This is a genomic window from Hahella sp. HN01, from assembly GCF_018986435.1.
Lineage (GTDB): Bacteria > Pseudomonadota > Gammaproteobacteria > Pseudomonadales > Oleiphilaceae > Hahella.
This window is the reverse complement of record NZ_JAHMIN010000021.1, coordinates 72681-84401: the sequence shown is the minus strand read 5'-3', so window position 1 is coordinate 84401 and position 11721 is coordinate 72681. Positions and strand designations below refer to the sequence as shown.

The 11721-nt window shown below is 55.9% G+C and carries 14 protein-coding genes; 7 read left to right on the top strand and 7 right to left on the bottom strand.

The features are described 5' to 3' along the window. Window positions 1-12: 12 nt before the first annotated feature. Both KP814_RS19935 and fes read right to left on the bottom strand, forming a co-directional pair. The gene (locus tag KP814_RS19935) at window positions 13-234 is read right to left on the bottom strand and encodes an MbtH family protein (RefSeq protein ID WP_216738417.1); all 222 of its coding nucleotides are present in this window, start codon (window positions 232-234) and stop codon (window positions 13-15) included. A 55-nt stretch (window positions 235-289) separates the two neighbouring features. Beyond that, the gene (gene fes / locus KP814_RS19930; RefSeq protein WP_216738416.1) at window positions 290-1753 is read right to left on the bottom strand and encodes an enterochelin esterase; all 1464 of its coding nucleotides are present in this window, start codon (window positions 1751-1753) and stop codon (window positions 290-292) included. A 394-nt stretch (window positions 1754-2147) separates the two neighbouring features. Here fes and KP814_RS19925 point away from each other — a divergent pair, with 394 nt between their 5' ends. Together KP814_RS19925 and KP814_RS19920 are read left to right on the top strand one after the other, a co-directional pair. Next, window positions 2148-4265: a TonB-dependent receptor gene (locus KP814_RS19925; protein ID WP_216738415.1), complete on the top strand. Its 2118-nt coding sequence runs from the start codon at window positions 2148-2150 to the stop codon at window positions 4263-4265. 255 nt (window positions 4266-4520) lie between these two features. Then, window positions 4521-5198 (top strand): hypothetical protein, encoded by a 678-nt coding sequence (locus KP814_RS19920; RefSeq protein ID WP_216738414.1) that lies wholly within the window; start codon window positions 4521-4523, stop codon window positions 5196-5198. 591 nt (window positions 5199-5789) lie between these two features. Here KP814_RS19920 and KP814_RS19915 read toward each other — a convergent pair. From KP814_RS19915 to KP814_RS19900, 4 genes are all read right to left on the bottom strand, one after another. Next, window positions 5790-6227 (bottom strand): hypothetical protein, encoded by a 438-nt coding sequence (locus KP814_RS19915; RefSeq protein WP_216738413.1) that lies wholly within the window; start codon window positions 6225-6227, stop codon window positions 5790-5792. Window positions 6228-6233: 6 nt separating this feature from the next. Then, window positions 6234-6704: an NUDIX hydrolase gene (locus KP814_RS19910; protein ID WP_216738412.1), complete on the bottom strand. Its 471-nt coding sequence runs from the start codon at window positions 6702-6704 to the stop codon at window positions 6234-6236. 84 nt (window positions 6705-6788) lie between these two features. Further along, window positions 6789-7265 carry an NUDIX hydrolase gene (locus KP814_RS19905; RefSeq protein ID WP_216738411.1) on the bottom strand — a complete coding sequence of 159 codons (477 nt, stop codon included), beginning with the start codon at window positions 7263-7265 and terminating at the stop codon, window positions 6789-6791. A gap of 22 nt (window positions 7266-7287) precedes the next feature. Then, a complete protein-coding gene (locus KP814_RS19900; protein WP_216738410.1) occupies window positions 7288-7647 on the bottom strand; it encodes a VOC family protein in 360 nt (119 codons plus the stop codon). 358 nt (window positions 7648-8005) lie between these two features. On the opposite strand from KP814_RS19900, the gene KP814_RS19895 reads away from it, so the two are divergent. Both KP814_RS19895 and KP814_RS19890 read left to right on the top strand, forming a co-directional pair. Further along, the gene (locus KP814_RS19895) at window positions 8006-8668 is read left to right on the top strand and encodes a hypothetical protein (protein WP_216738409.1); all 663 of its coding nucleotides are present in this window, start codon (window positions 8006-8008) and stop codon (window positions 8666-8668) included. Between the two features lie 36 nt (window positions 8669-8704). Further along, a complete protein-coding gene (locus KP814_RS19890) occupies window positions 8705-9400 on the top strand; it encodes a hypothetical protein (RefSeq protein WP_216738408.1) in 696 nt (231 codons plus the stop codon). 91 nt (window positions 9401-9491) lie between these two features. On the opposite strand, the gene KP814_RS19885 is transcribed toward KP814_RS19890, so the two are convergent. Beyond that, the gene (locus KP814_RS19885; RefSeq protein ID WP_216738407.1) at window positions 9492-10064 is read right to left on the bottom strand and encodes an isochorismatase family protein; all 573 of its coding nucleotides are present in this window, start codon (window positions 10062-10064) and stop codon (window positions 9492-9494) included. Window positions 10065-10173: 109 nt separating this feature from the next. Here KP814_RS19885 and KP814_RS19880 point away from each other — a divergent pair, with 109 nt between their 5' ends. The 3 genes from KP814_RS19880 (at window position 10174) to KP814_RS19870 (ending at window position 11713) form a co-directional block, all read left to right on the top strand. Next, window positions 10174-11064 carry a LysR family transcriptional regulator gene (locus KP814_RS19880; RefSeq protein WP_216738406.1) on the top strand — a complete coding sequence of 297 codons (891 nt, stop codon included), beginning with the start codon at window positions 10174-10176 and terminating at the stop codon, window positions 11062-11064. Between the two features lie 133 nt (window positions 11065-11197). Further along, on the top strand, window positions 11198-11461 hold the full coding sequence (locus KP814_RS19875; RefSeq protein ID WP_216738405.1) for a FeoA family protein: 264 nt from the start codon (window positions 11198-11200) through the stop codon (window positions 11459-11461). Window positions 11462-11476: 15 nt separating this feature from the next. Beyond that, the gene (locus KP814_RS19870; protein WP_216738404.1) at window positions 11477-11713 is read left to right on the top strand and encodes a FeoA family protein; all 237 of its coding nucleotides are present in this window, start codon (window positions 11477-11479) and stop codon (window positions 11711-11713) included. Window positions 11714-11721: the final 8 nt, after the last annotated feature.

The window sequence follows — 11721 nt, the reverse complement described above, 5'->3', positions numbered from 1 at the left end:
AATAGAAGGACGCTACTTGTCTGCTGGATCAATCGATAATCGGGGACGGATATCGGTCCAGTTCTGCTCGATATAGTGCAGACAATCGGCGCGCCTGGCCGGACCGAGGACGTTGCGCCAACCAGGCGGAATCGAGGTGAATTGCGGCCATAAACTGTATTGCCCGCGGCTGTTGATCAGCACCAGAAATGGCAGGGATTCGTCGTCAAACGGGTTGGGCTGTTCTGTATTCATAGATGAGACTCCTTTAAATGCTATCGCGCCGTTACAGCGGCGTCTGATTAATCCGTCAGCCAGGTTGTTCCAGCAGCCAGCGCAGGCCTTCAATCAGTCCGCCGCGCCAGCAAAGCCAGTCGTGACCGCCTTCGAACAATTGGTAATTCACGTGATGGCCGGCGCGCTCCAGCTCTATGCGCAGGGTTTCATTGAGGTCGATCATCACATCCTCCCGCGCGCCGACTTCCTGATAGATGCGCAACGGCCGGGCGCTGAGGCGGCCCTGCGCCAGTTGCTCCGCCAGCGCGCCGCGTTCTCCGGGGCGACGCACTGCGCACTGCCCAAGCGGCGCATGCAGATACTCCACATAAGGCCACCAGAAAGAGCCGGACTGGCTCAGCACGCAGCCGAAACGCTCGGAAAACGCCAGCCCCGCGTACATCGCCGCCAGTCCGCCAAAGCTCTGTCCGGCGACAACGGTGTCCATGGCGCGACTGGAAAACGGCGTCACGCTGGCCGCAAGCGGGATCAGCTCGTCCTGCACCGCCTCCCAGAAACGCGGGTTGCAGCAGAGTTCTTCGCTGCGACGCTCGCCATCAATAGCGTCGATCAACACATACACGGCGGGAGGCAACGCGCCCTGGCGGGTTTCATATTGCAAGGCGGAAAACGCCGGCATGCGGGTCGCCCAGTGCTGACCATCCAGCAGAATAACCAGGGGACGTCGACGAGGATCAAGGTTGTCGCCCTGCGCCTCTTCCGGGCTGAATACCCAGACTTTGCGGCGATTTCCCAGCGTTTGACTGCTCCAGTGCAGCTCCTGCGACAGCGCGCCGCTGTCGTCGCCCGGCCGGTTTTCCCCGGCGTCCAGACCGAACCACGCCCTCTGCTCCGGCGCCTGCGGAAGATGCAGGGCGGACGCTGCGCCGCCCCAGCTGGCGCTATAGGGTTGATTGGGGTTGAGCGGATCGGCGATGGCCTGACTCATCACATCCCGCCACCAGACGCGCTGGCTCATGCGTTGACGCTCTTCGCTACCGCTCCAATTCGGCGGCAGGTAATCTTTGGCGACAGGAGCCAGCGTGTAAGTTCCCCGCCAGTTGGCCGGTAAGGTCGTGCGCCAGCGCCACACATCCGTTCCCGCGATGCGCTCCAGGCTTTGCGGGTTGCGACTGCGATGATTAGTGACGGAGTTGACGTCGATATACACGCGCCGGATGGGCGAGCGATGTTCATCGCCATGCGGATCGCGCCAGACAAAGGTCACCCGCGCCTGATCGTTGGCGAGGGGCTCCACCAGCGGCGTTCCTTTCTGTTGCAAAGCGCGCCACCAGTGTTCGTCGCCAATGTCGTCGCCTAGCTCGAATGCGCTGAATTCAGAGGACGCAAGGGTCGACGTTTGCTTCAGGGACGATGGCTGCTGCACGGACGAGGACGGTTTTACGGACAATTGTTTTTGTATGGACGCTAACGGTTGTGTCGTCGATGACTCGTGTGAGATGGGGACCGGCATTCTGCGGCCAATGATCTCTGACATGGTTTTCACCTTCCCGGGACTGCGCCCGGCGTTCATTTCTTCTGCGATGGACTCGCGGTAGTCAGGAACGGCAACGTCGATCTCTAACGCTTTTCTCTCCCGCTTATTAACGGTAAAGCTGCGCCGGCTAACGAAATTTCCGCTCTGTCTGCATCAGTGTTGTTTTACATAATAATAATGATTATCATTTGCGTTCAATAGTTATTTGCGAATGATTCTCATTTAGATAATCATCCGTCCGCACTGCGCCGGTCTCCGATGCAGCTAGTCAGGAATACCTGCGGACATCCCCGAGGTCGTCATCCACCCTCCTCTTCGATCGCATTAACAGGGAGCCAAGCACTGGGCGCGCCCGCCAGCGGCGCACTGCAAAAACCAACCATTTGGGGAGACAATGATGTTCCTGTTTCGGGATAAACGATCGAATCCACGCCTGCATCCCTTGGCGTTCACCACCAAAGTCGCCGTCGCTGCGCTCGCAGGAGGCATGGCCGCCCATGCTTCAGCGGAAAGCCTTGCGTTAGCGCAGCCGGATCGCGTCAAGCAGTCGGAAAGCACTACCCTGGCGCCGGTGGTGGTGACCGGTGAAAAGATCGACCGCGACCTGCAGGAGTCCACCAGCGCCGTCACTGTGCTGGACGACTTGAAAGTGGACACCGGCGAGACCCAGTCCGTCTTTGAGGTGGTGGATAAAGTGCCGAACATGATTGCGAACCCCTACGGCGTTCCCAACATCCGGGGCGTTGAAGGCTCCGGCGCGGCCAACGGCAGCTTCGCGCTGGTGGCGGGATCGCGCCCCAAGGTCAGCACCAGCGTCGATGGCGTCTCTGAATCCTGGTTCGGCCAGGAGTATGTAGACGCTAATTTATGGGATGTGCAGCAGGTGGAAGTATTGCGTGGACCGCAATCCACAACCCAGGGTCGCAATTCCATTGGCGGCGCGATTGTCGTGTTGACCAAAGACCCCACCTATCACTGGGAAAGCGCGGTCCGCGCCGGCTATGAGAACGCTGACAGCAAACAACAGCTCGCCCTGATGACGTCCGGTCCTCTGATCGATAATGAACTGGCGTTCCGACTGGCCGCCAGCGCGTCCCGGGGAGAGGGTTATATTGACTACCCTATCAGCGGCCAGGACTGGCCCTGGGACCCGTCCGAGTCCAAGCGTTACAACCTGCGCGGCAAGCTGCTCTGGGAGCCTTCCGCGTTGTCTGGCCTGTCGGTGAAGTTCACCGCGACACACCGCAGCCAGGAGGGTGAGTATCTCAATTTCGTCAACGGCGACTTCTTTGACTATGAGCTGAATGGGGACGTGTCCAACACCCGTTATCAGGATTCGGACAGCGCCAGCTACGCCCTGGATGTGCAATACGCCCTCAACGATGCGTTGACCGCCTACCTGACATTGAACCACGCCAACACTCAGGCCAAGTTTGAGGAATACGCCTCCCGCGTTGGCGATATAGATCTGACACTGGATCTGGAGGAAAAAAGCAACTCGCTGGAAAGTCGTCTGGTGTACGACCCGGCGTCCGGCCCACTAAGCGGCGTGGTGGGCGTCTACCTGTTCAAGCGCACTCAGGATCTCGCGGTGGACCCGGCCACTTTCAGTGGCGATGACGATGTCAGCACCGTTGCGGTGTATGGCGACGCCACTTTCGCGCTGACGGAACGTCTGGACTTGATTGTGGGCGGCCGTGTGGAAAGGGAAAGCCAGGAACGAAATATCCTCGCCTGGCCGGGCACCAGCTATGAAGGCCGCTTGCTGACTGATATCGGCGAAACCATGTTCCTGCCCAAAGCCGGCGTCAGCTATCAGGCCACGCCGCAGACGTTGCTTGGTTTTGTGGTGCGCAAAGGCTACAACCCTGGCGGCGGTTCCCTGGACTGGGATGACAGCAGCTTCTATGAATACGAGAAAGAAGAAGTCATCTCTTATGAAGCCAGCAGCCGCTCCAGCCTCTGGGATAACCGCATGACCCTGGGCGTCACGCTGTTCGCCAATGAATACAATGGCTACCAATCCATTCTCAATCGCCGTTTCGTGAATATTCCAGAAGGCCGCAGCTACGGCCTGGAAGTGGAGACCAACGTGCAATTGGCGGCGGGTCTGGAAGTGTTCGGCTCGGTCGGCTTACTGAAAACGGAAGTCACCAAAGCCGTTGACGGCAGTCCAGACATCAAAGGCAATGAATTCGGCTACGCCCCCAGCGTCAACGCCAACCTGGGCTTCACCAAATATTTCGACCAGGGCTACTTCACCGGGGCCGACGTCAGCTACGTAGGCGAATACTACTCCGACGTCACCAACAACAACGACCTGACAGCCGGCGATTACGTGATCACCAACGTCAACGCCGGCTACGAAAATGACGACTTCACCGTGCGCCTCTACGTGAAAAACCTGTTCGACGAAGAAGTCCTCTACCGCCAGACAACCACCTGGGCCTCCACCGAAGCCCAGGTCGGACCACCCCGCACAGCGGGCATCGTGGTCGACTACCGACTCTAGAGTGAGACTGCGCTCAACCCTACCCTAGAGCGCAGCAGACCGCCAAGGATGGCTGCAGCTGCAAACCTGCAATCAAAGTCTGTTTTTGGGTGAGCTATGCTCACCCTTTTTTTATTGAGTCGCCCGAAACCTTCGACGCCTCAGCCCTCTGCTCTACTGTAATGAGAGGATTAACAGATTTATTACTTCGCCAGACTGTGGATAATTGCAGGACGATAGCGACTACGCTAAAAGCACTCGGAAATGGGAAGCAGCATGATACAAGATGTATTCAAATTCAGTGAAAGGTGGAGCTTTCACGAAGCGGATGAAAACAATGGAGTGGCTCTGTGGAGCAACGAATTCGGAGATATCTTATCCGTAAATTATTACCCGATGGTTCCCGACATAGGGGCTGAATTAGACGATATAGACAGTCTGAGAGGATTCTATCGCTCAGTGGCCGAAGCCAATGGCCTGGCCCCTCTTGAAATAGAGCTGGAAGACTTAAAAGGATTAAGAGCGGTTAAAACCTTATACAAAATAAGAATGGACCCAACAGGGTTTGCGTTTTTGGGCTCTTATACACTCCCATTCGCCAATTGCTCATACGTAATTAAAGTTCAAGCTGTAGAGTCAGGGATAACAGGGATGAGAGAGTGCGCTGTTTTGCTGATTGAGGACTGCAAAGAAGCAGATGAAGAAACCGGAAAGTTAATCGGTTGGGAAGCGGACCCGTATGACGCGAACTATAAAGCAGACTTCATGGCGAATAGAGCCGATAACCCCAAGTACGATGAAAAATTCTCCGAACACCCTTTATCAAGAACTAGGGAATATTTGAAAGAGATTTTCGACGATATTGAATTTGATAACTCTTTAAAGGACCTACCTGCATTTGAAGGCCCGAAAAGAAGTAAAAGTAAGCCATGGTGGAAGTTTTTTGGCAGGTGAAAATCAAGGACTAACACCAAAGCTCCATAGTACACGTTACGAAATTTTCAGCAGGTACTCTGCTACCAAATATCGTATCCGCCCCCCTGCTCCCATTTCCCCGTTCGCCCTGAGCTTGTCGAAGGGCTTTCCAGAGTGTTAATTCATAGATGGTTAACCCTAGCCTACGTTGAGTCCCCGGATTGAATACTGAAATTGGAGGACAACTTCGCCCTTTGTCGCCCAGGGAGGCCCTTCGACAGGCTCAGGGCGAACGGTGGTGGAGTCAGTTTTGGCTAGATGGCTGGAAGTGGATTTTGTTGAGTTACAGGGCAGGATGCTGAGCGTTAGTATGGCATGTCCTAGGGGCAAATCTGCGCACCTTGAATATTGAGTTCGACTTACACCTCTCAGAAAGGGAAAGTCCAATCTCCTATCAATCGTACCCGGAACCTCCCTGCTCCCATTCCCCGTTCGCCCTGAGCCTGTCGAAGGGCTTTCCAGAGCGTTAATCCACATACGGGAAACCTAGTCTCCATTGAGTGCTCTGAAGGAACAGCACAACTTTGCCCTTTGCCGCCCGGGGAGGTCTTTCGACAGGCTCAGGAGAACCTAACGCGCGTTCAAGAGATGTTTAAGCCGCTCATTCGCGCTCTCCAATGATGTGAAAACCACCTCGCTCGGCTCCATCATCATTTCAGAGTCTACAAGTGATATAAGGCCCTCTTGAGACATTTCGTCGGCAATCACTAACGTCTCTAATTCCCGCTCGCAACCCGCAGCGATGACGCCCGCCATCGCATCTCCCCACTCGTATGTGAGCTGTGCAAAGTCAAACACCAGCACGTCTGGATCAGCAAAGGCAATGGCGGCATGGGTCATTGCGGTCAGGTATCTGGCGTCAGTATTGCCCTTACATCCATATCCGTAGGTGCCGGAAAAACGCATCAGCAATACAGTTTTTTCAAACTCACCCTTCAATGTATACAGCATAGGCTGACAATCAATGTCATGTTCAGGGGCGATATTCAACGGCTGTATTTCATTCATAAACGCTTACTTCAATTCGTTGATGTGGATGAATTCAACTTCCTGCGGCAGCGCCGTCAGTCGTTCTTTGAGAAACTGCGGCCATAGATTTAGCGAGGCGACGTCCGCCAGTTTGACCCAGCGAAATAGGATGTCGACGTCTTGCTCTAGTCCTCTGATGTCCTGGCCGAAAGGGATGGCGTTGGGGTTTTGCAGTGTGGTCAGGTAGTAGGTGGCGATTTCGTGGCTTTTGACGCCGCCGCGGGCGTAGAAGTCTTCCACGAACCAGAGCGGTCGGAGGATGTTGGCGGCGACGCCGAGTTCTTCCTCCAGTTCGCGGATAAGGGTGGTGTGGGAGAATTCGAAGAATTCCACTTTACCTCCCGGTAGCGCCCAGAAGTCGCCTTTGACGACTTTATGCAGCAAAACGTGGTCATTGTGGATGATCACCGCCACGCTGCGGAATTTGAATCGCTTATCGCCGCTCTCGAATTTCAACGTCCCTCTCCTCTTTATAAGCCGATTCCAGCGCACTTTCGCTCACTAGCAGGCGCATGAGCGAAAACGTCGGGGAGCCAAGTGTCAGCTTCCGATTTCATCCAAAGTCAGAAACTCAACGCCTTCAGGCAGTGAGCGTAGTCGTGTTTTGAGGAAATAGGGAGCGACTTCGAAAGCCTCAAGTTCGCTGATTTTGAACCAGCGGAAGATCAGGTCGACATCCTCCTCCGCACCGGGAACATCCTCGTTAAAAGGAATGGCGTCAGGATTGGCCAGCTCGGTCAGATACAGCGTGGCGATTTCGTGGAAACGCGTCTGGTGATATTGGAAAAAATTCTCGACATACCACAGTGGGCGAATCACGCGCGCCGACATACCCAGCTCTTCTTCCACCTCCCGAGCCACGGTGTCGCTGGAGAACTCGAAAAACTCCACGCGGCCGCCCGGCAGGGTCCAGAAATTATCCTGCACCGCTTTGTGCAGCAGCACATGATCCTGGTGGATAATCACCGCGGCGCTGCGGAAATTAAAGCGATTGTCGCCAACATCAAACTTCAACATGGTTTACTCCTTGAAAACCGATCTAAATATTTTCTCCAAACCGCCACAGAACGCCGCTGGGGTCCGTCAGGGTAAAATCCAGCATGCCCCAGGGCTGCTCCACCACCTCCGAAAGACGAACCTTGTATTTCTCCACTACGCCCGACTCCACTACCTTCTTCCGCCAGGCGTGAATATCTTTGACCAGAACATGCATCATGAAGTTTTCAGCGTGTTCCTTACGGTAGAAGTCCTGCAGTAAAAAGCTGCTATTCCCATGATGGAAATAAGCAACGCCGCCGCCATCGGAAGCCTGGGTAAAGCCGATATCCCGGTAGAAAGCTTTGGATTGCTCATAGTCTTTTGCCGGCACGAATGCCTTTATTTCCACGATGTCTTCCATGGGGTTTCCTCTTGCCGTGATTGAAGGGGATGAAGTCGCCGGCGCGCGGCGTTGTGACAGGCGCGGTTAGTGTACCCTTTTCGCATGTAAATCATAACTTTATATCCACAGGTCACATATACGCACTGTATCTCCTCATCGGCGCTTTCAGTCCTGCGCGCCTAGACAAAACAGCTGTGCGACCATTAAACGCCTAGGGATTCCTCCCTCCTTAAAACATCCCCTGTTTCCATGCCGCAGCCGCGTTCTATAGTGGCTGTTTGCGGCCGTACATTGGCGCCAGTGCGAATTTTTGCGCGAACCAAACGCCAAGCGCTGACTGGCGCTCATCAACACACCGATAAAAGGACTTAACGACATGGCGAACGAATCAGGCTCATCCCCCACCCTCATTACGGAACATGGCGATGTCTACGTCAAAAAAGGCAAAGATGCGGCGCTTCAACTCATCAGAGAAATGGAAAGTTACGCGGACAACCTTACGCCCACCCAGTCTTACGCCGAAACCCTGAGCATGTGGGGCGCAGTCGGCGCGATCGCCACCACTGTCGGCACAATGTCGTCAATCATCGGGTTGAAGAAGAAAGGCGTCGTCAATGAATTCGAGCTGGAGATCATTAATCACTCCAGCTACACCATAGCGCCGTTTCAAAGCAAATCCGACAACTTCGGTTTTCAACAGGCGATGCGACCGTTAGTGCCAGGAGAAACCGGGTCGATCAAAGCAAAAACCTCAGGCTTTCAACCCGGCAAGTCCCATTACGAGTTCACCTTTATGATCGGCTCCAACGCCAGCAACTGCGTGGACGTGCATACCACCATTGAGTTGCGCAGCTCCGGCGTGTGGCGCTTGAACCATTTTTATATCGACGGCCGCGATCTCTGGTTCAACGAGGATGGCTACAGACGCGCCTACCTGGGCTTCGCCGGCAAAGACGACTACGCCTCCTTCAGCCTCAGCGACATGGGAGCGGACCAGCAGAAAGGCAAAGTCTCGCTGTTTTTCTCGGATTACGTGTGAGCTTCCCATCATCCCAACCAACACAAGGAATCCCCCATGGACATCAAGGACGCAAATCTGAACTACACCACGACCAACGGCTCCTTCTCCATCACCCAAGGCCACGGAACCGGGCAGCAGGCGGTCAGCTCCTTCCACAAATACTATTTGAGCAGTTTCACCAGCTCATCCCTGTCCCGGGACATAGAAGGCGGCGCCAGCGGCTGGGATAAACTGGGGGCCACCGCCAGCGTGGTCGGCGCTATCGCCGGTGTGGCGGGACTGGGGKTGGGCGAAAAAGGCAGCGAAGACCTCGTCGTATTCGATGTGAGAAACCTCAGCGCCATGCCGGTGGTGGCTTATGACGTCAACACGTTCGGCGGCGGCGTGTACATCGACAAAATCCCTTCGCCATTGGGATCGGGCGAATCCTCCACCTGGGAGATTTCGTCCAACGAAGAATTCGAACCCAATGAAGACAGCGCCGCCATCAGCTTTTTGATTGGCGACGCCAACCGGCATATCGATGTGACGCTTTACTACGCCATGGGCGGCGGCAACCGCTGGTATATACAGAAGGCGATTATTGACGGCGTGGCGTCCGCCCTGATTCCCACCTGCGACTACGGCGAAGACAACATGACCTGCCTGTGCTTCACCAGCGGCGACTACGAGACACCCTCCTTCGCCATTTTCACCTACTCGGTGTTCTACGCCAGCGCCAGCAGCTATATCGTGTTTGCGCCTTATTGAGCCAACACGCAGTTGCGTGAGCCTGACGCAGAAAAAGCAGAACGGCCCGCCGAACGCCGATCTGCTGAGAGATTCCGCTCTGTTGCGCGAATTAGCCGAGCAGCAACGGAAACGCCACTTCGCCCGCCGCCGACGCCCAGTTGCGCACCAGCTCCGCCACCATGGCGTTGGTGCTGGTCAGGCGCACGCCCGCGCGCTCCATGCGACGCCAGGACATCTCTTCGGCAATCTGGTTGGTGGAGCCGCATGCGTCACATACGACCTGTACGTTAAAGCCTTCCTCCACCGCGCTGATGGCGGGAGACACCATGCACACGTCCGTGGTCACCCCGGCCATCACGAAATTGCGCTTACCTGTGCGGCGACAGGCCTCAGCAAATGCAGGATCATCCCAGGCGTTCACTACGCCAATGCGTTTGATGCGCGCCGCGAACGCATCCGGGGCGATGGCTTCCAGTTCAGGCATCAGAGGGCCCTGCACGTCGACATTGGTTTCCTGACTGGAGGTGAGCACCAAAGGCATGCCCACGCCCTGGGCGAATGACGCCAGAATGATCACATTGCGTCGCAGCAGCTCCAGGGGAGTCGTAGACGCCCAGGTGTTAGTGCCGGTCTGGTGATCGATCAAAATCATAGCGGTGTCGTCAATGTTAAAGCGCCGCATCTCAGTTACCTCGTTAGTGGAGTCAGTGAGATACTACATTGATCCATTTGAAAGATAATGGCCGCGATTGCTATTCTCTTTTTCATATTTACAACAATAACTAGCCACTATGAAAGACCTGTCCGCCTTGCAAAATGTCGCCCTGTTTGTGGAGGTGGCGCGCACCCGCAGCTTCAGCCGCGCCGCGGAGAATCTGGGTCTGTCGACAGCCACCCTGTCCCGACGTATCCGCGCGCTGGAGCGTGACTCAGGCATCAGCCTGTTCACCCGCACCACTCGCCGGGTGGAGCTGACGGAGGCGGCGCGCCGTTACTTTGAACGCTGCGAACGTCTGGTGGACGAGGCTTTCAATGCGCAGGAAGCCTTGTTTGAGGAAGCCAAACGCCCGCAAGGTACACTGCGACTGTCCATGCCGGTAGACCTGGGCGTTCACTATATCGCGCCTTTACTGCCGGAATTCGCTCGCCGCTATCCGGGCATCGACTTCGAAATCGACCTGTCGCCGCAGCATCGCGACCTGGCCAGCGAGCAGATCGATGTGGCGATTCGGCTCGGCGTGGTGAAGGATCAGAACCTGGTCAGCCGACGCATTGGCTGGATTGAGCAAGGCCTGTTCGCCTCCTCGACTTACCTGCAACGTCAATCCGCGCCTTCCCATCCCGATCAGCTCAGCGAGCGCGATTGCATCATCATCGGCGCGCAGGCTCAGGCCGTCTGGCGTCTGCAGCGCGCCGACGAAACCGTAGAGGTTGCGGTTAAAGGTCGCTTCGCGGTCAACAATGTAAGCCTGATGCGCGTGCTGGCGGAATGCGGGTTCGGCGTCGCCAGCCTCGCCACAGTCCTGGCTCGCGACGCGCTGGCCGAAGGGCGCTTAATTCCGATACTGACGGACTGGGCTGTCCCTCGTCTGCCGGTACAGGCGGTCACGTCATCCCGTTTGCAAACCGCCTGCGCCAAAGCCTTTATCGATTATCTGGCCGACCGCTTCACCTCCATTTAAATCCATCCCGGGTTTCTGGTCCCACATGCCTTTGATCTGGGTCAGATTCCCCCCAAGGTCTACTGGATTCACTCAGTAATAGCGTTAATAATAAGAAGGTTTCTCAATCTCACTTTCATTTAAAGGCGGTCGTATGAGCACGTTCGAACAGAAGCCTTTCCCTCTGGCGTTGGCGCAGGAGAGCGAAAGAGTGAAAGTTCACCTGTTACGCGGGGGCAAAAACCTGGAAATGCGTTTAACTTCTCTGGGGCTCAATGTGGGCTGCGAGTTAACTGTGCTGCACCGCAAGGGCGCTGACCTGGTGGTCGTGCGCGCCGATACGCGTCTGGCGCTGGGCGCCGGCATGGCGCAAAAAATCATGGTGGTGCGCGCGTGCGCCACAACCAGCAGTCATTGAGGAGCCTTCCCAAGAATGAGCAGCGTCAGTCTGAAAGATCTTAAAGTCGGCGATCAAGGCCGCGTCATGGGCTTCGGCGAAGGCGGCAAAAGCTATCGCCGCAAACTGTTATCCATGGGGTTGACCCCCGGCGTCGAATTCAGCGTCACCCGCTACGCCCCGATGGGCGATCCAGTGGAAATTCTGGTGCGCGGGTTTCGCCTCAGCCTGCGTAAAGACGAAGCAGGCAGTCTTCTTATTGAGAAAATCTAGCGTCCTCT

Coding starts and splice junctions, on each gene's coding strand:
- KP814_RS19935 (WP_216738417.1), bottom strand. CDS start 234: ATGAATACAGAACAGCCCAACCCGTTTGACGACGAATCCCTGCCATTT.
- fes (WP_216738416.1), bottom strand. CDS start 1,753: ATGTCAGAGATCATTGGCCGCAGAATGCCGGTCCCCATCTCACACGAG.
- KP814_RS19925 (WP_216738415.1), top strand. CDS start 2,148: ATGATGTTCCTGTTTCGGGATAAACGATCGAATCCACGCCTGCATCCC.
- KP814_RS19920 (WP_216738414.1), top strand. CDS start 4,521: ATGATACAAGATGTATTCAAATTCAGTGAAAGGTGGAGCTTTCACGAA.
- KP814_RS19915 (WP_216738413.1), bottom strand. CDS start 6,227: ATGAATGAAATACAGCCGTTGAATATCGCCCCTGAACATGACATTGAT.
- KP814_RS19905 (WP_216738411.1), bottom strand. CDS start 7,265: ATGTTGAAGTTTGATGTTGGCGACAATCGCTTTAATTTCCGCAGCGCC.
- KP814_RS19900 (WP_216738410.1), bottom strand. CDS start 7,647: ATGGAAGACATCGTGGAAATAAAGGCATTCGTGCCGGCAAAAGACTAT.
- KP814_RS19895 (WP_216738409.1), top strand. CDS start 8,006: ATGGCGAACGAATCAGGCTCATCCCCCACCCTCATTACGGAACATGGC.
- KP814_RS19885 (WP_216738407.1), bottom strand. CDS start 10,064: ATGCGGCGCTTTAACATTGACGACACCGCTATGATTTTGATCGATCAC.
- KP814_RS19880 (WP_216738406.1), top strand. CDS start 10,174: ATGAAAGACCTGTCCGCCTTGCAAAATGTCGCCCTGTTTGTGGAGGTG.
- KP814_RS19875 (WP_216738405.1), top strand. CDS start 11,198: ATGAGCACGTTCGAACAGAAGCCTTTCCCTCTGGCGTTGGCGCAGGAG.
- KP814_RS19870 (WP_216738404.1), top strand. CDS start 11,477: ATGAGCAGCGTCAGTCTGAAAGATCTTAAAGTCGGCGATCAAGGCCGC.